General features: G+C 70.8%; 16 protein-coding genes. 10 read left to right on the top strand and 6 right to left on the bottom strand.

Annotation, left to right across the window (positions count from 1 at the left end; translation table 11 throughout):
- The 3 genes from BKK80_RS07665 (at window position 1) to BKK80_RS07675 (ending at window position 4,007) form a co-directional block, all read left to right on the top strand.
- Entirely contained in the window at window positions 1–1,185 is a 1,185-nt protein-coding gene (locus BKK80_RS07665; RefSeq protein ID WP_071012025.1) for an ABC transporter substrate-binding protein, read from the top strand.
- A 47-nt stretch (window positions 1,186–1,232) separates the two neighbouring features.
- Entirely contained in the window at window positions 1,233–2,843 is a 1,611-nt protein-coding gene (locus tag BKK80_RS07670) for a class I adenylate-forming enzyme family protein (RefSeq protein WP_071068811.1), read from the top strand.
- A gap of 321 nt (window positions 2,844–3,164) precedes the next feature.
- Window positions 3,165–4,007 carry a helix-turn-helix transcriptional regulator gene (locus tag BKK80_RS07675; RefSeq protein ID WP_236903730.1) on the top strand — a complete coding sequence of 281 codons (843 nt, stop codon included), beginning with the start codon at window positions 3,165–3,167 and terminating at the stop codon, window positions 4,005–4,007.
- Window positions 4,008–4,044: 37 nt separating this feature from the next.
- Here the strand turns inward: BKK80_RS07675 and BKK80_RS07680 are convergent, their stop codons facing one another.
- Window positions 4,045–5,649 carry a class I adenylate-forming enzyme family protein gene (locus tag BKK80_RS07680; RefSeq protein ID WP_071068812.1) on the bottom strand — a complete coding sequence of 535 codons (1,605 nt, stop codon included), beginning with the start codon at window positions 5,647–5,649 and terminating at the stop codon, window positions 4,045–4,047.
- 259 nt (window positions 5,650–5,908) lie between these two features.
- Here BKK80_RS07680 and BKK80_RS07685 point away from each other — a divergent pair, with 259 nt between their 5' ends.
- Together BKK80_RS07685 and BKK80_RS07690 are read left to right on the top strand one after the other, a co-directional pair.
- A complete protein-coding gene (locus BKK80_RS07685; RefSeq protein ID WP_071012030.1) occupies window positions 5,909–7,084 on the top strand; it encodes an acyl-CoA dehydrogenase family protein in 1,176 nt (391 codons plus the stop codon).
- A 331-nt stretch (window positions 7,085–7,415) separates the two neighbouring features.
- Window positions 7,416–7,757: an FKBP-type peptidyl-prolyl cis-trans isomerase gene (locus tag BKK80_RS07690; RefSeq protein ID WP_071012032.1), complete on the top strand. Its 342-nt coding sequence runs from the start codon at window positions 7,416–7,418 to the stop codon at window positions 7,755–7,757.
- Between the two features lie 27 nt (window positions 7,758–7,784).
- On the opposite strand, the gene BKK80_RS07695 is transcribed toward BKK80_RS07690, so the two are convergent.
- Together BKK80_RS07695 and BKK80_RS07700 are read right to left on the bottom strand one after the other, a co-directional pair.
- A complete protein-coding gene (locus tag BKK80_RS07695) occupies window positions 7,785–8,972 on the bottom strand; it encodes a pyridoxal phosphate-dependent aminotransferase (RefSeq protein ID WP_071012033.1) in 1,188 nt (395 codons plus the stop codon).
- A 106-nt stretch (window positions 8,973–9,078) separates the two neighbouring features.
- Complete coding sequence (locus BKK80_RS07700) at window positions 9,079–9,594, bottom strand: putative toxin-antitoxin system toxin component, PIN family (RefSeq protein WP_071037217.1); 516 nt, start codon at window positions 9,592–9,594, stop codon at window positions 9,079–9,081.
- A 64-nt stretch (window positions 9,595–9,658) separates the two neighbouring features.
- Here BKK80_RS07700 and yaaA point away from each other — a divergent pair, with 64 nt between their 5' ends.
- Both yaaA and BKK80_RS07710 read left to right on the top strand, forming a co-directional pair.
- Window positions 9,659–10,444, top strand: coding sequence for a peroxide stress protein YaaA (gene yaaA / locus BKK80_RS07705; RefSeq protein ID WP_071012036.1), 786 nt, complete (start codon window positions 9,659–9,661; stop codon window positions 10,442–10,444).
- A gap of 50 nt (window positions 10,445–10,494) precedes the next feature.
- Complete coding sequence (locus BKK80_RS07710; RefSeq protein WP_071012038.1) at window positions 10,495–11,637, top strand: M14 family metallopeptidase; 1,143 nt, start codon at window positions 10,495–10,497, stop codon at window positions 11,635–11,637.
- 85 nt (window positions 11,638–11,722) lie between these two features.
- Here the strand turns inward: BKK80_RS07710 and BKK80_RS07715 are convergent, their stop codons facing one another.
- The 3 genes from BKK80_RS07715 to BKK80_RS07725 all read right to left on the bottom strand — a co-directional run bounded on the left by BKK80_RS07715 (window position 11,723) and on the right by BKK80_RS07725 (window position 14,746).
- Window positions 11,723–12,601 (bottom strand): BspC domain-containing protein, encoded by an 879-nt coding sequence (locus BKK80_RS07715; protein ID WP_236903731.1) that lies wholly within the window; start codon window positions 12,599–12,601, stop codon window positions 11,723–11,725.
- Window positions 12,602–12,858: 257 nt separating this feature from the next.
- Window positions 12,859–13,749, bottom strand: coding sequence for an N-formylglutamate amidohydrolase (locus BKK80_RS07720; protein WP_071012039.1), 891 nt, complete (start codon window positions 13,747–13,749; stop codon window positions 12,859–12,861).
- A gap of 13 nt (window positions 13,750–13,762) precedes the next feature.
- Window positions 13,763–14,746: a Bug family tripartite tricarboxylate transporter substrate binding protein gene (locus BKK80_RS07725; protein WP_071012041.1), complete on the bottom strand. Its 984-nt coding sequence runs from the start codon at window positions 14,744–14,746 to the stop codon at window positions 13,763–13,765.
- A gap of 113 nt (window positions 14,747–14,859) precedes the next feature.
- On the opposite strand from BKK80_RS07725, the gene BKK80_RS07730 reads away from it, so the two are divergent.
- The 3 genes from BKK80_RS07730 to BKK80_RS07740 all read left to right on the top strand — a co-directional run bounded on the left by BKK80_RS07730 (window position 14,860) and on the right by BKK80_RS07740 (window position 18,554).
- Entirely contained in the window at window positions 14,860–15,762 is a 903-nt protein-coding gene (locus tag BKK80_RS07730) for a LysR family transcriptional regulator (protein ID WP_071012043.1), read from the top strand.
- A gap of 249 nt (window positions 15,763–16,011) precedes the next feature.
- Window positions 16,012–17,400: a DUF1800 domain-containing protein gene (locus tag BKK80_RS07735; RefSeq protein WP_418235892.1), complete on the top strand. Its 1,389-nt coding sequence runs from the start codon at window positions 16,012–16,014 to the stop codon at window positions 17,398–17,400.
- A gap of 5 nt (window positions 17,401–17,405) precedes the next feature.
- Window positions 17,406–18,554, top strand: a complete 1,149-nt coding sequence (locus BKK80_RS07740; protein ID WP_071068814.1) for a DUF1501 domain-containing protein — start codon at window positions 17,406–17,408, stop codon at window positions 18,552–18,554.
- Window positions 18,555–18,605: the final 51 nt, after the last annotated feature.

Genomic DNA, 18,605 nt, shown 5'->3' on the forward strand with positions numbered 1-18,605 from the left:
ATGCAATGGAAGACCGCACTGGCCGCCGCGGCCCTGCTGTTGAGTTCCGCCGCCGGCGCGCAGTCGCGCGGCGTCAGCGACAGCGAGATCCGGCTCGGCCTGATCACCGACCTGTCCGGCCCGATCGCCAACTATGGCAAGGAGTCGCGCAACGGCGCCACGCTGGCGGCCGAGGAGATCAATGCGCGCGGCGGCATCCACGGCCGCAAGGTGCGCGTGCTGGTGGAGGACAGCGGCTACGAGCCGCGGCGCGCGGTGCTGGCGGCGCAGAAGCTGGTGACGCAGGACGGCGTGTTCGCCATCGTCGGGCAGCTCGGCACCGCGCCCAACATGGCCACGCTGCCCTTCCTGATCCAGAACAAGGTCTTCAACTTCATGCCGCAGAGCGCGGTGCGCGAGATGTACGACCCGCCCAGCCCCTACAAGGTGGCACTGGCACCGTCCTACTACCGCAGCGCGGCCATCACCATGGACTGGTTCCTCAAGCAGAAGCCCTACCAGCGCATCGGCGTGCTCTACCAGGACGACGACTACGGCCGCGAGACGCTGGAGGGCGCGCAGGACTACCTGAAGACGAAGAAGATGGACTTCGTCGAGAAGGTCTCGTACAAGCGCGGCGCCACCGATTTCTCCTCGCAGATGGCCAAGCTCAAGGCTGCCAACTGCGACCTGGTGCTGAACGTGTCGACACTGCGCGAGTACGTGGCTTCGGTCGGCGAGGCGCGCAAGATCGGCTTCAACCCGGTCTTCGTCGGTACCGGCGCCAATTACTCGCAGCAGGTGCCGCTGCTCGGCGGCAAGGCCCTGGACGGCGTCTACGGCTCGGCCTTCATCACGCTGCCCTATGGCGATGACCCGAATCCCGCGGTGGCACGCTGGGTGGCCGCCTACAAGAAGCGCTTCAACGAAGACCCGGGCCTGTACTCGATGTTCAGCTACTACGCCATGACCACCTTCGCGCTGATCGCCGACAAGACCGGCCGCAACCTGACCCCGGAAAGCTTCAACGCGGCCATGGAAGCCAGCCCGCTGCCGGCCGACGCGCTCGGCAATCCGGCCTTCGCCGTCAGCAAGGCCAGCCGGCTGAGCAATGCCCGGATCCGCATCACCCGCGTCGCCGGCGACAAGTGGGTGAACGAGAGCGACTACCTGGAGCTGCCCAAGCAGGTCTCGACCGAGAAATGAACGCAGCGGGTCGGCGACCCGCACCCTGCCAACCGATAGGCCATGCCATGACCCTCAACGACCTTGCCTCTTCCCTGGCCGCCGCCCGCGAACGGATCGGCCGCATCGCGCTCGGCGACGTGATCCACCGCTCGGCGCGCCGCTTCGGCGCGCGCACCGCGCTGATCGAAGGCGAGCGCCGCCTCAGCTACGCCGAGCTGGATGCTGCCACCAACCGCTTCGCCCACTACCTGCTGGCGCAGGGCCTGCGCAACGGCGAGCGCATCGGCATGCTGTGCAACAACTCCATCGAGATGATCGTCGCCCTGCTCGGCATCCAGAAGGCGGGGCTGGTATGGGTGCCGATCAATACCGGGCTGGCGCCGGACGCGGTGCGCTACATCCTGGAGCATGCCGAGGTGGCGCGCCTGGTGGCGGATACCAGCGTGCTGGCACGGGCCGGCATCGGCGAACTGGCGCCGGCGCTCGGCATCCCGGTGGTGGCGCTGCAGCAGCCCGGCGAGCCGGCGCCGCCGCCCGGCGCGCAGCCCTTCGCCGCCACGCTGAACGGGCAGCCGGAGACCCTGCCGGCGGTGGATATCGCCAGCGGGCAGCTGGCCCAGATCATGTACACCAGCGGCACCACCGGACCGCAGAAGGGCGTGATGCACTCGCATGCCTCGGTACATTCGGTGCTGGCGCCCAACCTGCTCGACATCGGCGGACGCCCCGGCACCGACGTCTACACCTGCCTGCTGCCGGTCTTCCACTGCGCCCAGCACGGCAGTACCATGAGCGCGCTGCTGGGCGGCCACACGGTGGTGGTCACGCGCGGCTTCGACGCGGGCCAGGTGCTGGCGGCCATCGCGCGCCACCGGGTCAGCGTGGTGGTGGCGCTGCCGATGATGTACCGCGCCATGCTCGAGCACCCCGCCTTTCCCGCCACCGACCTGTCCAGTGTGCGCATGTGCATCTACGGCATGGCGCCGCTGCCCAAGACGCTGCTGCTGAAGCTGCAGCAGGCGTTCTGCCCGGATTTCGCACTGTGCTCCGGGCAGACCGAGATGTACCCGGCGGCGACCATCTTCGAACCGGAGGAGCAGCGCCGGCGCTTCGGCCCGTACTGGGGCGTCGGCACGGTGGCCAACGAGGTCGCCGTGATGGATGACGAGGGCCGGCTGCTGGGCCCGGGCGAGACCGGCGAGATCGTCTTCCGCGGCCCCAACGTGATGCTGGGCTACTACAAGGATGCCGAGGCCACCCGGCGGGCGCAGCGCTTCGGCTGGCACCACACCGGTGACCTGGGGCAGATGGACGAGGACGGCCAGCTGCTGTTCCTGGACCGCATCAAGGACATGATCAAGAGCGGCGGGGAGAACGTGCCCTCGATCAAGGTGGAGGAGGTGCTGCTGCGCCATGGCGCGGTGGCCAACGCGGCGGCCGTGGGCCTGTCGCACCAGCGCTGGGGCGAGGCGGTCACCGCCTTCGTCACCCTCAAGCCGGGCGCGGCGGTGGAGCCGGGCGAGCTGGATGCGCACTGCCGCGCCCACCTGGGTGGCTTCGAGGTGCCGAAGGACATCGTGGTGCTGGACCTGCTGCCCATGACGTCGACCGGCAAGATCCAGAAGTTCGAGCTGCGCCAGCGCTACCAGGCGCACTACGAGGGCGGCGCCGCCTGACGCCGGCGGCGTCGATCACCGCCTCGCCCCCGCCATGGCGCCGGCTTGCCGGGCGGGGGAGGGTTTTCGATAGCCCAGGAAAGTGGCGGATGCGGCCTATTCAGCCAGCTGACACAAGACATGGCGGGCCGGCTCCGCTACATTGTCAGCGCAGCCCTCCGCCCGATCCGGCTCCGCCGGACGCGGCAGCCACGGCCTCCCGCGCGGGAGGCCGGTCGCAGCGGCGCCCCGTCAGCGCGGGCGCCCCGGCTGCATAGAAAGCGGCCCGCCCGCGCCGCATTCCCGCTGGCGCCGCGCGCGGCCGCGCACAGGAGACGACGCATGCGAATCGACGTGGACGCGGTCCGGCGCCTGTCTGCCGACCGTCTGATCGGCCCCGCCGGCCGGGTCATGTGGCTGACGCGCAGCCGGCTGTTCTATGCGGGGCTGCTCGGCACGCCCTCGGTCCGCAATATGGGCGGGCTCACCATCTACGTGGCGGTGCGCGAGCCCCTGCGCATCCGCCTCGGCGACGGCCCGTGGCAGACCACGGACCTGGCCGTGGTGCCGGCCTACGTGCCGCACTGGATCGCCTGCGACGGCCGCATGATCACCGATATCGGCCTGGAGCCGGAAAGCCTGGACATGGCGCGCCTGCCGGCCTTCCTGCGCGATGGCGTGGGTGCGGTGGAGGCGCCCGAGTTCGTGCGCCACGTCAAGCAGGCCCATGCCTACCTGGCCGCGCGCGGCCGCGACCTGGACCTGCAGGCGGACAGCTTCGACCATCTCTTCTTCGGCGGCGCGCTGGCGCCGCGCCCGCTCGACGCGCGCATCGAGATGGTGGTGCGCCGCATCGCCGAGTCGCCCTCGGCGCCGCTGACGGCGGAAGCCTGCGCGGCGGCCGTGCACCTGTCCTTCTCGCGCTTCCTGCACCTGTTCAAGCAGGAGGTGGGGGTGCCGTTCCGCAGCTTCCGCACCTGGAAGCGGGCCCGCAGCATGCTGCACTATGTCACGCAGGACTCCAACCTGGCCGAGGTCGCACTCGATATCGGCTATCCCGACTCCACCCACTTCAGCCACTCGATCCGGCAGATCTACGGTCTCAAGCCCAGCGATATCTTCGCCGGCTCGCGCCGGCTCGAACTGATCGGCACGGTGGCGGCCGCACCGGGACGGCCTTCCTGACTGCGCCGTCGGCCGCCGGCGACGGGCAGCGCGTGCTTCAGGCGCCTTCCTCGCGCAACGCCGCCTTGTGGATCTTGCCGGCCGGCGTCATCGGCAGCTCGGCGCGCAGCACCACCTGGCGCGGCACCTTGTAGTCGGCCAGGTGTTCGCCGCAGAAGGCGCGCACGTCTTCTGCGCGCAGCGCGCTGCCGGGCCGCGCGACGATGTAGTAGCGGCCCACCTCGCCGAGCACGGGGTCGGGCACGCCGATGCCGGCCACCATCAGGACCTCCGGATGGCGCGCGATGACACCTTCGACCTCGGCCGGATAGACGTTGAAGCCGCCCTGGATGTACATGTCCTTCATGCGGCCCTTGAGGAACAGGTAGCCGCGCGCGTCCTGGCAGCCGAGGTCGCCACTGCGCAGCCAGCCGCCGGTGTCGAAGCCGGCCGCGCCGGCGGCGGCGCCGATATAGCCGGGCGCCACGCCGGGGCCGCGGAAGCAGAGTTCGCCGACTTCGCCGGCCGCGGCCGGCTCGCCTTGCGGCGTCAGCACGCGCACTTCGCTGCCGCGGAAGACCTGTCCGATCGACTGCAGCACATCCGCTTCGGCGGCCTGCCACGGCGTCATCACGATGGCGCCGGAACACTCCGACAGGCCGTACAGGTTCATCACCGTGGCCTGCGGCATGCGCCGCTGCAATTGTTCGAGCAGGGCGCCGTCCACGGTCGAGCCGCCCACCACCACCAGCCGCACGCGGCTCAGGTCGACGCCGGCCGAGGCAGGGTGGCTGAGCAGCAGCGTGGCCATGGTCGGCACGCCCGAGAACAGCGTGGGCGGATGGCGCCGCATCATCTCCAGCACCAGCTCGGCCTTGAACACCGGCACCAGTTCCAGCGTGCCGCCGCCCAGCAGGAAGTTCAGCACGCCGCAGGTGATGCCGCCGACGTGGTTCAGCGGCAGCGCCAGCTGCAGGTGGTCGCCCGGCACGGTGCGCACATGCGCGGCCTGCGCGCCGGCGGCGGCCAGCAGGGAGCGGTGGGTGAGGCCGGCGCCCTTGGGTTTGCCGGTGGTGCCCGAGGTGTAGATCACCATGGCCAGGTCATCGGCGTGGACGGCGGCGGCGGCGCGCGCCAGCCGTCCCGGCTGCGGCGCGCTGCGGGCCAGCGCGGACAGCGTGAGCGGGGCCTGCGGCGCCGTCGCCGCGGCGGGCGGCGCGGCCTGTCCGGCATCCGGGGCATCGAGCACCACCACCTGGCGCAGGCTCGGCAGCGCCGGCGCGAGGCGTGCCAGCATGGCGAGGTAATCGAAGCCGTCCAGCTCGGCGACGGTGAAGACGGCCTGCACGCCGGCATCGGCGATCATGTGGGCGATCTCGTTGTCGCGGTAGCGCACGCTCAGCCCGACCACCGCCACGCCGATGCGCGCGGCGGCATAGAACAGCAGCAGCCACTCGACGTGGTTGAGCCCGATCACGCCGATGCGGTCGCCGCGTGCCAGGCCCAGTTCCAGCAGGCCCTCGGCGACCCGGTCCGCGCCGTCCGCGGTCGCTGCGAAGCTCCAGTGCCGCCCGCGGCAGAGATAGGCGTCCTGTGCCGGCCATTGCCGGCGCGCCTGCGCCAGCGCGGCGCCGATGGTGCCCGGCGCGGAAACTGCTTCCATGGTGTGGTTCCTCCTGCTCGGTTGCGCGAAGCCCGGGGCGCGCGCAGCGTCCCGGCACGTGCGGCAAGGTTAGCGGCCGGCGGCGGTGACGGCTTGCGGCTACTGGCTGTGGTGGCGGGGAGGAGGGAGGGGGGCGGCGGGGGCGACCAGTTGGCGCAAGACAGGCCGGCGGGCCGGCCTTAAGGTGCATCGCATCCTTTCACCGCTGTTCCCGCTTCCCCTGAACCCCCTGAACCTGAACCCGCCGACGAGACCGCCGATGGACCTGATCGACCTGCCCCCGCCGCCGCACTACTTCACTCCCGAGCACGAGGCCTTCCGCCATGCGCTGCGCCAGTTCGTCACCCACGAGATCGCGCCGCACGTCAACGATTGGGACGAGGCCGGCACCTTCCCGCGCGAGCTGTACGGGCGCGCCGCACAACTGGGCCTGCTGGGCCTGGGCTACGACGAGGCCTACGGCGGCACGCCCTGCGACATCTTCCATCACCTGGTACTGGCCGAGGAGTTCGCGCGCGCCGGCTCCGGCGGCGTGCAGGCTTCGCTGTTCTCGCACTCGATCGGCATGCCGCCGGTGGCGGCGGCCGGCGGCGCCGCGCTCAAGGCGCGCGTGCTGCCGGCGGTGATCGCCGGCGAGAAGATCGCCGCGCTGGCCATCACCGAGCCGGGTGGCGGCTCCGACGTGGCGAGCCTGCGCACCACCGCCGTGCGCGATGGCGACCATTACGTCGTCAACGGCGAGAAGACCTTCATCACCTCGGGCGTGCGCGCCGACTTCCTCACCGTGGCGGTGCGTACCGACCCCGCCAGCAAGGGCGCGGGCGGGGTCTCGCTGCTGCTGGTCGACGGCGACACGCCGGGCCTGACGCGCACCGCGCTGCGCAAGATGGGCTGGCTGGCCTCCGATACGGCCCACCTGCACTTCGATCACTGCCGCGTGCCGGCGGCCAACCTGGTCGGCGAGGAGAACCGCGGCTTCGCGCTGATCATGCGCAATTTCAACGCCGAGCGGCTCAGCATGAGCGCGCTGGCCTACGGCTACGCCGCCTGCTGCCTGGAAGAGGCGCTGGCCTGGGCGCGCGAGCGGCGCACCTTCGGCGAGCCGCTGTCGCAGCGCCAGGTGATCCGCCACAAGCTGGTCGACATGGCCCTGCGCGTGGAAGCGGCGCGCAACCTGGTCTACGACCTGGCCTGGCGCCTGCAGCACCAGGCCGGCGATCCGGCCCGCCTGGTGGCGCTGACCTGCATGGCCAAGGTCGAGGCCACGCGCGCCATGCAGTTCTGCGCCGACCAGGCGGTGCAGATCCTGGGCGGCATGGGTTTCATGCGCGGCACCCGCAGCGAACGCATCTACCGTGAGGTCAAGGTGATGATGATCGGTGGCGGCGCGGAGGAGATCATGAAGGACCTGGCGGCGCGGCAACTGGGGATCTGAAGCAGGGCGGCGCAACGCCGTGGCGCTGGACGAAGCCACCAGGATGCACCCAAGCCGCTCGGGGGAACCAACAGGTGTTCTCCCTCTCCTCAGGGGAGAGGGCCGGGGAGAGGGGTGGGATAGCAAGGCGCCACGCCCGAACGAAGCCAACGGTGTGGTCCAGCACGCGAGCACGGAAACGAAGCTGATGGTGTGATTCATGCCACCGCGGCCAGCCGGCGCCGGCCGGTACGAAGGTGCACCGCCACCCGCACCGCGCCCGTCCTGCCGGCGTTACACTACGCCCCTTTTCCGCAGCGCCGCACCGGCATCGAGACGAGGACCCCGCGCCATGACCACCGAACTCCAGATCGAAGACCTGCAGCCAGGCGACGGCAAGGCCGTGGTCAAGGGCGCCTTGATCACCACCCATTACCGCGGCACCCTGGAGGACGGCACGGTCTTCGATTCGTCCTACGAGCGTGGGCGTCCCTTCCAGTGCGTGATCGGCACCGGCCGTGTCATCAAGGGCTGGGACCTGGGACTGATGGGCATGAAGGTGGGCGGCAAGCGCCGCCTGTCCGTGCCGGCGCACCTGGCCTACGGCGAGCGCCAGGTCGGCGCGCATATCCGGCCGAACTCGAACCTGGTCTTCGAGATCGAGCTGCTGGAAGTGCTGACGCGGGACGACTGAGCGCCGCGCGCCCGCACGGTCCGGCGTTCAGAGCCGCTGCAGGCGTTCCAGGGCCAGCGCCAGCGTTTCTTCCTTCTTGGCGAAGCAGAAGCGCACCACGCCCGATTCGCGCGGCTGCGAGTAGAAGGCCGAGACCGGGATGGCGGCCACGCCGATCTCGCGCGTCAGCCACATGGCGAAGTCCGCCTCGCCCAGGTCGGAGATGGCCGAGTAGTCGACGCACTGGAAATAGGTGCCGTCGGACGGCAGCAGCTTGAAGCGCGTGCCGGCCAGCCCGGCGCGGAAATAGTCGCGCTTGGCCTGGTAGAAGGCGGGCAGTTCCAGGTAGGGTGCCGGGTCGGCCATGTAGGTGGCCAGGCCCTGCTGCATCGGCGTGTTGACGGTGAACACGTTGAACTGGTGCACCTTGCGGAACTCCGCCATCAGCGCCCGCGGCGCGGCTACGTAGCCGACCTTCCAGCCGGTCACGTGGTAGGTCTTGCCGAAGCTGGAGACGACGAAGCTGCGCCGCGCCAGTTCCGGATGGCGCGCCACCGACTGGTGCGCCTGGCCGTCGTAGACCATGTGTTCATAGACTTCGTCGGACAGCAGCAGGATGTCGGTGCCGGCCAGCAGCCCGGCCAGCCGTTCCATGTCCTGCGCACGCCAGATCGTGCCGGTGGGATTGTGCGGCGTGTTGATCAGGATCATGCGCGTGCGCGGCGTGATGGCGGCGGCCAGCCGGTCGAACGGGATGGCGAAGTCCGGCGCCTGCAGCGCCACCGGCACCGCCTTGCCGCCGGCCAGCTCGATGGACGGCAGGTAGCTGTCGTAGCAGGGCTCCAGCACGATCACCTCGTCGCCCGGATGGACGGCGCACAGGATGGCCGTCAGCAGGGCCTGGGTGGCGCCGGCGGTCACCGTGATCTCGCTGTCCCAGTCGTAGGCGTGGCCGTACAGCTTGCCGATCTTGGCGGCGATGGCCTGGCGCAGGGCCGGCAGGCCGGCCATCGGGGGGTACTGGTTCCAGCCGGCCCGCATGGCCGCGGAGACCGCCTCGACGATGCGCGGGTCGCAGTCGAAATCGGGGAAGCCCTGGCCCAGGTTGACGGCGTTCTTCTCGGCGGCCAGCGCCGACATCACCGTGAAGATGGTGGTGCCCACGTGCGGCAGTCGGGAGGGCGGCGGGGCCAGCGGAGGCAGCGGCGTCGGGATCAGGCTAGGGTCGGCGGACATGGTGGCGCGGGTCGGAAGGTGGATGGCAGCGGTGGCCGCCTGGGGCGGCCCGGCGGGGCGCGTTGACCCGCCATTCTAGCGGGTTCGGCCTGCCTGACGCAGTGGGCTAGCCGGGCGTGGGCGCGCCGTCCCGGCCGGCCAGCCAGGCCGGAAAGGCCGCGGGAGCCAGCACCTGGACCTGGCTGCTGCGGCGCAGGCGGCCGGCCAGCTTCAGCACCGCCTTGTCCTTCGACACCAGGCAGGCGGCGCCGGAGAAATGGGCCAGTTCGATGAACTTCTGGTCGTCGCCGTCCTTGCATTTCGGCAGGCGCACCGCGCCGGCGGCGGCTTCGTCCGGTGGCGGCAGCAGCGTGGCGAAGCCGTCGACCACGGCCAGCGCGGCGGCATGGTCGATGGCGAAGCGGGCGAACTGCGGATAGTGCAGCACGCGGCGCAGCTCCTCGCGGCAGTCGGCGCGGATCACGGTGGCGATGGCGCCGCTTTCCAGCGCCTGGCGGATGGGTTCGACGCGCGGGTCGCGGAAGACCAGCAGGTCGACCCAGATATTCGAATCGAGCACCACGCGGGGTGCGGTCGGGCGCGTTGCCGGGCTGGCCGGGGCGGCGGTGGGGTCGCTTGGCATTCGTTACAATCGGGACTTTGTGTTCGGGCCGGCTCCACGGTGAGCCGCCAGCCGCGATTTTGCCATGCTCATCGTCCTGTCTCCTGCCAAATCCCTCGACTACGACACTCCGGCGCGCGTGAAGACCCACACGCTGCCGCGCTTCATCGACCGTTCGGCGCAGTTGATCGAGCGCCTGCGCAAGCTGGCCCCGCAGGACATCGGCGCGCTGATGGATATCTCCGACAAGCTGGCCGTGCTCAATGCCACGCGCTACGCCGAGTGGTCGCCGGAGTTCACCGCCGCCAACAGCAAGCAGGCGGCGCTGGCCTTCAACGGCGATGTCTACGATGGACTGGATGCGCCGGGCCTGGACGCCGACGACCTCGCCTTCGCGCAGAAGCACGTGCGCATCCTCTCGGGGCTGTACGGCCTGCTGCGCCCGCTGGACTGGATGCAGCCCTACCGCCTCGAGATGGGCACGCGCCTGGACAATGCCGCCGGCAAGGACCTCTATGCTTTCTGGGGCGACGACATCACGCAGATGCTGAACGCCGACATGCGTGCGCTCAAGCATGAAGGCCCGCAGGTGCTGGTGAACCTGGCCTCCGAGGAGTACTTCAAGTCGGTGCGGCCCAAGGTGCTCGACGCGCGCATCATCACGCCGGTGTTCGAAGACTGGAAGGGTGGCCGTTACAAGATCATCTCGTTCCACGCCAAGCGCGCGCGCGGCACCATGGCGCGCTTCGCGGTGACAAGGCGCGTGACCGAGGCCGGTAAGCTGAGGAGCTTCGCCGAAGACGGCTACGCCTTCGACGCGGCCGCCTCGGACGATGCCCGCTGGGTCTTCCGCCGCCGCCTCGAAGACTGAACCACGGCCAGGGCCGGCCGCATTGCCCGCATGCCAGCGCAAGGACAGCCATGACTTCCACCCTGCACGTTTCCTCCCGCTTCGATTCCGGTGCCATCGAGATCGAGTCGGTGGCCAGCGCCGACGACATCCGCCTGCGCATCCGCGCCGATTCGCACGCCGACTTCCGCCAGTGGTTCCACTTCCGCCTGCAGGGCGCGGCCGGGCAGGCCTGCACGCTGCGCCTGCTGAATGCGGACGACTGCACCTATCCGGAGGGCTGGCGCGGCTACCGCGCGGTCGCCTCCTACGACCGCACGAGCTGGTTCCGCGTACCCACGCGCTACCAGGGCGGCGAACTGGTCATCGAGTTCACGCCGCAGCATGACAGCGTGTGGCTGGCCTACTTCGAGCCTTATCCCGAGGAGCGCCACCTGGCCCTGGTGGCGACCTGCCAGCGCTCGCCGCTGGCCCGCCTGCGCCACCTGGGCAGCACCGTCGAGGGGCGCGACATGACCCTGGTCACGGTGGGTGAGCCGGGGCCGGGCAAGAAGACCATCTGGATGATCGCGCGCCAGCATCCGGGCGAGACCATGGCCGAGTGGTTCTGCGAGGGCGTGCTGCAGCGGCTGACCGGCACCGGGCAGTGGGCCGGCGATCCGGTGGCGCGGCAGTTGCTGGCGCGCGCCGTCTTCCACATCGTGCCTAATATGAACCCGGACGGCGCCGCACACGGCAACCTGCGCACCAATGCGGCCGGCGCCAACCTCAATCGCGAGTGGATGGCGCCCAGCCTGCAGACCAGTCCCGAGGTCTACCACGTGCTGCGCGCGATCGAGGCGGGCGGCTGCGATATGTTCTTCGACATCCACGGCGACGAGGCACTGCCCTACAACTTCGTTGCCGGCAGTGAAATGCTGCCCAGCTTCACCGAGGCACAACGCGAGGCGCAGGCCCGCTTCATCGCCGAGTTCAAGCGGGCCTCGCCGGATTTCCAGGACGTGCACGGCTATGCGGCCGGCAAGTACAACGCCGATGCGCTGAAGCTGGCGTCGAAGTACATCGGCCACACCTTCGGCTGCCTGTCGCTGACGCTGGAGATGCCGTTCAAGGACAACGCCGACCTGCCCGATGCCGTGACCGGCTGGAACGGCGCGCGCAGCGCGCTGCTCGGTGCAGCGATGCTGCAGGCCGTGCTGGCGCAGCTCGCTTAGTGTCCTCAATCTAAGAATCAGGGCACGGCGCGCCAGCGCAGGTCCGCCGGCCCTGCGGGGCCAGCGGAGGCCGTGGCACAGCGTGTCAGTGCTGCTTCTTGCCGGTGCTCTTGCCCTTGGCGGCGGTGCCGCCGCTCTTGGCGGACGACTTGCCGGCCGTGGACTTGGCCGTGGACTTGGCCGTGGATGGCTTGGCGGACTTGGACGTCGCCTTGGCGGTGGTGGCCTTGCCGCCGCGATGGGCGCGCGTGGCGGCGCCATGGTGGCGGCCGGCGCGCGCCGCGGGCGCCGGGGCGGCGCCCGCATCGGCGATGGCCGTGCCGTTGCTGTCGAGCAGCTCGTAGGCGAGCATCATGCCGTCGTCGTAGCCGCAGCGGGCCTTGACGGTCTCCCATTCATCGCTGCGGCCGCGCTTGTGCGCGGTGGCGCTGAAGGTGACCACCGAGGTGACCGGCACGGCCTGCTTGCCCTGCGAGAAGCGGCCCGACCAGGATTCGCTGGTGGCCTGGCCGGCGGCGAGCGCGCCGGTGGGGATCTTCAGAGCGTCGAAGCGGGTCGAGCGCGGCACCACCCAGCTGGCGTGCGCGGCACAATCGGCCACGTCCGGCGCGGCATTCTCCGTCTTCATCAACTGCTCGCGCATCTGCGCGCGGTATTCGGCCAGGCTGACGTGGCCGCGGTCGGGCAGGGTGATGGTCTTGGTGGGTTCGGACGGCGCGGCCTTGGCCGGCGGCGCGGCAGCGGGAGAGATGCTGGCGATGTTGGCGGCGATGGCCGAGGACGGTTTCGCGGCGGCCCGCGCATTCTGCGCGGGCATGGCGCCGCCGGTGCCGGTGGCCTGATCGGTGGCGGAGCCCGCCTGGTCCGGCGGCACGGCGCAGCCCACCAGGGCGATGGCGCCTGCCACGGCCGCGGCCAGCGTGGAAAGCCGGCCGCAGATCAACTGGGAAATTCGTCGGATCACGGGGTCGTCTTGCTCGTTTGGCAAAGGGGGATTGACAAAGGACTGCCATGATAGAGGAAAGCATGCCGGCAAAGTTCCGGAATATTGCTTCCAGGCGTAACCGAGCCGTAACCTGGCGTGTGTCGCCGGCCATGCGTGGTGCTCGGTGCGTGTGCGCGCCAGGGCGCACGGAGGGGAGGGGGCGGCGCCTGGCGCCGCCTTTGCCACGGGCCGCGCCGCGACCGCCTGGCGGCGGTGCGGCGGCGGCCCCGGGGTGCTCAGCCCAGCACGCGCGAGGGCGCGGCCTTGACGAAGCGCAGCAGTTCGTCGAGCAGGGCGTTCAGGTCACGCTTGAGTTTGTCGAAGCCCGCGTTCGGCGCCAGGCCGACCTCGTCCATGTACAGCTTGCGGTTGATCTCGAGCTGCAGGCTGTGGCGGCCCGCCTGCGGCTGGCCGACCACGCGCACGATCTCCACGCCCTTGTAGGGGTGGTTGCGCCAGACGTCGTAGCCCATGTCCTTGAGCACGCCCTCCACGCGGTCGGTGAAGCGGGTGTCGCAGGTGGTGCCGTCGCGGTCGCCGACGACGAAGTCCGGATGCTGCAGGCCGGGGAATTCCGTCGCGTACTGCGCGGCTTCGCTCGGCATCGAGTGGCAGTTGATGTGCCAGGCGCTGCCGTGGCTGGCCACGGCGCGCTCGGCCAGCTTCTGCAGCTGTGCGTAGTAGGGCAGGTAGCAGCGCTCGATGCGCGCCTGCACCTCGTCCACGCTCAGCTTGCGGTCATAGATCGCCTCGCCGGTATCGAGCACGCGCCAGACCAGGCCCTTGCCGAGCCGGGTCTTGGCGGTGGCCTGCTTCGGGCCGGGCCAGGGTGCGTCCAGCAGCGCCTCGTCGATCTCCTCGACGCCGCGGTTGGCATCGAGGTAGCTGCGCGGGAAGCCCGCGCACAGCAGCGGGATGCCGCGTGCCGGGGCATCGCCGTAGAGCTGGTCGACGAAGGTGTCTTCGGCCTGGCGCAGCAGCGGCAGGGGCAGCCCGGCGGCGGGGCGGAAATCCGCCGGGTAGGTGGTGGCGCTGTGCGGCGAATCGAGAAAGAGCGGACTGCTGTGGCCTTCCGGCAAGTGCAGGAAGTAGGGGCTGTCCGCGTTCTTTCGGTCTGCTTCGGTCATGGTGCGGCTTGGCTTAGTCCAGGGAGATCTTGGCGGAAGCGGCGATGCGCTTGTTCTTGGCCACTTCGTTCTTGATCTGGGTGGCGAACTGGGCCGGCGTGTTGCCCACCGGGGTCGCGCCCAGCTTCTCCAGCTTAGCCTTCACTTCCGGCATTGCCAGCACCTTGAGGGCGGCAGCGTTCAGTTTGCTCTGCAGGTCGGCCGGCAGGTTGGCCGGGGCGATCAGGCCGAACCAAGAGGCGTCGTTGACTTCCGGCAGGCCGAGTTCGGCGAAGGTCGGCACATTGGGCAGGGCCGCCACGCGCTTGGGCGAGGCCACCGCCAGGGCGCGCAGCTTGCCGCCTTCGATGAAGGGCAGCGAGGAGGGCAGGTTGTCGAACAGGACCTGGACCTGGTTGGCCAGGGCATCGTTCAGCGCCGGGCCCACGCCCTTGTACGGCACGTGCAGCAGCTGGGTCTTGCTGCTCATCATGAACAGCTCGCCCATCATGTGCGAGACGCTGCCGTTGCCGGCCGAGCCGAAGGCGATCTTGCTGGGCTGCGAATGCGCCAGCGCGATGAAGGACTTCATGTCGGTGGCCTTGACCGCCGGGTTGATGCTCATCACGTTGGGCACCGAGGCCAGGTTGGTGATGGTGGTGAAGTCCTTGGTGGCGTCGTACGACAGGCGCGGGTAGACCGCCGGGTTGATGCCGTGCGTCGAGGCGGTGGCGATGCCGAGGGTGTAGCCGTCCGGCGTGGCCTTGGCCAGGTAGGCGGTGCCGATGCTGCCGCCGGCGCCGCCGCGGTTGTCCACCACCACGGCCTGGCCGAGCTGCTGGCCGAGCTTGTCGGCGACGATGCGCGCCACGATGTCGGTGGTGCCGCCTGCCGGGAACGGCACGACCAGGGTGATCGGGTGCGTCGGGTAGCCTTGCGCGGCGGCGGTCAGCGAAACGCCGGCGGCGAGCGTGGCCGTGGCGGAAGCGAGGAGGCGGAGCATGTGGCGGCGTTGCATGGAAATCCTTCGTTGGTAGGGAGTCTTCACGGGATTCTGCTTGGCGCTGCAAGAAGCGTGCAAACGAAATAAAATCCCATGGTCATTCCATTTGGTAGTGAAGTAGGTGGACGATGCGGCGTGTATGTCCCTCCCTGACCGAACTGCAGGCCTTCGAGGCTGCGGCGAGGCATAGTAGTTTCACGCTGGCGGCCAAGGACCTGCATGTCACGCAGGGCGCCGTCAGCAAGCAGGTGCGCAGCCTCGAGCACTTTCTCGGGGCGGAACTGTTCGAGCGCGTGCGCCAGCGCCTGGTGCTGACCGATGCGGGGCGGCGCTACCTGGCGCGGGTGCAGCCCAGCCTGGCCGAGATCGAGGCGGCCAGCGTCGAGCTGATGGCGCGCCAGGGGCGCGGCGGCACGCTGCATATCGCCAGCCTGCCCACGCTCGGCGCGAAGTGGCTGATCCCGCGCCTGCCCCAGTTCTTCGCGCGCCACCCGGAGGTCACGCTGGAATTCGTGCCGCACGCCCAGGGCTACGATTTCGCGCGGCCTGACCTGGACGCCGCGATCCGCTTCGGCGACGGCATCTGGCCGGGCAGCCTGGCCGACTACATGATCGGGCGCGAAGTGCTGCCGGTGTGCCGACCCGGCCTGCTGGCGGGCGAGCCGGGCGGCATGGCGGCGTCGCCGGCGACGCTGCTGCGCTACCCGCTGCTGCACCACACCACGGTGCCGGAGGCCTGGTCGGACTGGCTGTCGGCGCTCGGCGTCGACGCGCGCGAGGCCTGGGGCGGGGCACGCTTCGACCAGTTCTCGCTGCTCACGCAGGCGGCGGTGTCGGGCCTGGGCATCGCTCTGATCCCGCGCTGCCTGATCGAGGAGGAACTGGCGTTGGGGGCGCTGGTGGTGGCGCATCCGGCGCGCGTGCTGAGCAGGAAGGGCTATTACCTTTGCTATCCCGAGCAGAAGCAGCACCTGCCTGCCTTGCAGACCTTCCGCGCCTGGGTGATGGAAGGCGTGGACGTGGTGGCCTGAGGCCCGCTGCAGGCCGCGCACTACCGCACCGCGCACCGCCACACGCAATCGCATCGATCTGCACCGGGCCGCAGCGGGCGGCACCCGCTCGCGCTAATTTTCGCTTACAAATTCGACATGCCGGTTTCGTTCGGCGATCCGCCGCGATCGCGCCTGGCGCGTTTACTCGACATCGGGGCAGGCTGCCGCGCGCCACGGCCATGCGGCAGCGCCCCATCCGATCGACCTGCTGCGCAGCTGCGCGGGAGCCTGACGATGATGGATCGCGCCACCGGGGCCGGCATTGCCCTCAACCGCTTCGGCCTGGGTGCACGGCCCGACGAAGACCTGCCGGCCGACCCCCAGGGGTGGCTGCTGCAGCAGTTCGACCGCTACGAGGCGCGTCCGCCGGCGTGGTCGGCGCAGCCTGGCAGCGCCGACCTGGCGGCCCGCTATGCGCAGCAGCAGCGCGCGGTGCGTGAGCAGCAGGGCGATGCCAGGGCGGCTGCTCGCCAGGCGCTGCAGCAGGGCCTGCGCGAGAGCTACCGCGGCGCGGTCGACGCGCGCGTGGCGTCGGCGCTGCTGACGCCGGCGCCCTTCGTCGAGCGCCTGGTGCATTTCTGGGCCAACCATTTCGCGGTCTCGGCCGAGAAGCCGGTGGTGGCCGGCCTGGCCGGTGCCTTCGAGGCGGAGGCGATCCGCCCTCACGTGCTGGGCCGCTTCGAGGACATGCTGCTGGCGGTCGAACAGCATCCGGCCATGCAGGTCTTCCTCGACCAGGTGCGCTCGGCCGGCCCCGACAGCATGGCGGCGATGCAGGCCACGCGGCGCAATGCCGAGCGCGTCCCCGGCCTCAACGAGAACCTGGCGCGGGAGATCCTCGAACTGCACACCCTTGGGGTGCGCAGCGGTTACCAGCAGGCCGACGTGACCGAGTTCGCGCGCGCCCTGACCGGCTGGAGCGTCGGCGGCCTGGGCCCACGCGACGAGGGCACTCCCGGCGCCTTCCTGTTCCGCGCCCGGCTGCACGAGCCGGGCGCCCGCACGATCCTCGGCAAGGCTTATGCCCAGCCGGGCGAGGGCCAGGCGCGCGCAGTGCTGCACGACCTGGCGCAGGCGCCCGCCACCGCGCAGCACCTGGCCGCCAAGCTCGCGCGCCACTTCGTCGCCGATAATCCGCCGCCGGCACTGGTGGCGCGGCTGGCCGATGCCTACCTGCGCGGCGGCGGCGAGCTGCCGGCGCTGTACCGCGAGCTGGTGCGTGCGCCGGAAGCCTGGGCGCCGGCACCGGCGAAGTTCAAGACGCCGTGGGACTGGACGCTGTCCTCGCTGCGCGGGCTGGGCGTGCGCGAACCCGGCCGCCTGCCCTACGCACCGCTGCTGGCGCAGCTCGGCCAGCCGGTCTGGCGCCCCGGCTCGCCGGCCGGCTATGACGACATCGCGGCCAGCTGGGCCGCCCCCGACGCGCTGGTGCGGCGGGTCGAGCTGGCCCAGCGCTTCGCCGCGCGCGTGGGCGACCGGCTCGATGCCCGCGCGCTGGCGCCGCGCCTGCTGCCGGGCACCCTGAGCCCGGCCACCGGCGAGGCCGTGGCGCGCGCCGAGAGCCCGGCCACCGCGCTTGCGCTGCTGCTGGTTTCCCCCGATTTCCTGCGGAGATGACCGCCATGCTGACACGCCGACATTTCCTCTGCGTCGCCGGTTCTGGCGCCGGTGCGCTGCTGGTCGCGCCGCGCATGGTGTTCGCCCGCGTCGAGTCGGAGCGCCGCTTCGTCTTCATCATCCAGCGCGGCGCCGCCGACGGGCTGGATACGCTGATTCCCTACGCCGACCCGGGCTATGCGCGCCTGCGCGGCGCGCTGGCCGTCGATCCGGCACAGGCCGCGCGGCTGGACGGCACCTTCGCGCTGCACGCTGCGCTGGCGGAGACCGCGAGGATGTATGCGTTGGGACAGGCGCTGCTGCTGCATGCGGTGGCGTCGCCCTACCGCGACCGTTCGCACTTTGACGGCCAGAACGTGCTGGAGACCGGCGGCAAGGCGCCTTACCTGGTCAAGGACGGCTGGCTGAACCGGCTGGCGGGACTGCTGCCGCGCCGCGACGACGATGCCATCGCCTTCGCGCCGACGGTGCCGGCGGCGCTGCGCGGTGCCGCGCCGGTCAGTTCCTACGCGCCCTCGGCGCTGCCGTCCGCGCCCGACGACCTGCTGCTGCGCGTGGGCCAGCTCTACGCCCGCGACGCCGAGCTGCATCCGCTATGGGCCGCGGCCATGCAGGCGCGCGGCCTGGCCGGCGATGCCGGCGCGCGCCAGGACCCGGCCAGCCTGGGCCGGCTGGCCGCGGGCTTCCTGGCCAGGCCGGACGGGCCGCGTATCGCCATGATCGAGACCGGCGGCTGGGATACCCACAGCGCGCAGGCGCAGCGGCTGGCGGCGCGGCTCAAGGCGCTCGACACCCTGGTGGCGGCGCTGCGCGACGGCCTGGGGACAGCCTGGGAGCGCACCACCGTGCTGGTGGCCACGGAGTTCGGGCGCACCGCCGCCGCCAACGGCACCGGCGGCACCGACCACGGCACCGGCGCGGCGGCCATGCTGCTGGGCGGTGCCGTGCATGGCGGGCGCGTGCTGGCCGATTGGCCAGGCTTGTCGCAGAGCGCTTTGTATCAGGGGCGGGACCTGCGTCCGACCCTGGCGCTGGATGGTGTGATCGCCGCCGCGGCGGCGGAGAGTTTCGGCCTCGACAGCGAGCGCGTGGCGCGCACGCTGTTTGCGCCGGCGGCGGGCGGAGCGCTGCCGCAAGGGTTGGTGCGTACCTGAGAAACGATCGCGGGACGGGAGAAGGGCGGGGAGCCGCGGGGCCTGTGGCCC

This window comes from Cupriavidus malaysiensis (assembly GCF_001854325.1).
Taxonomy (GTDB): domain Bacteria; phylum Pseudomonadota; class Gammaproteobacteria; order Burkholderiales; family Burkholderiaceae; genus Cupriavidus; species Cupriavidus malaysiensis.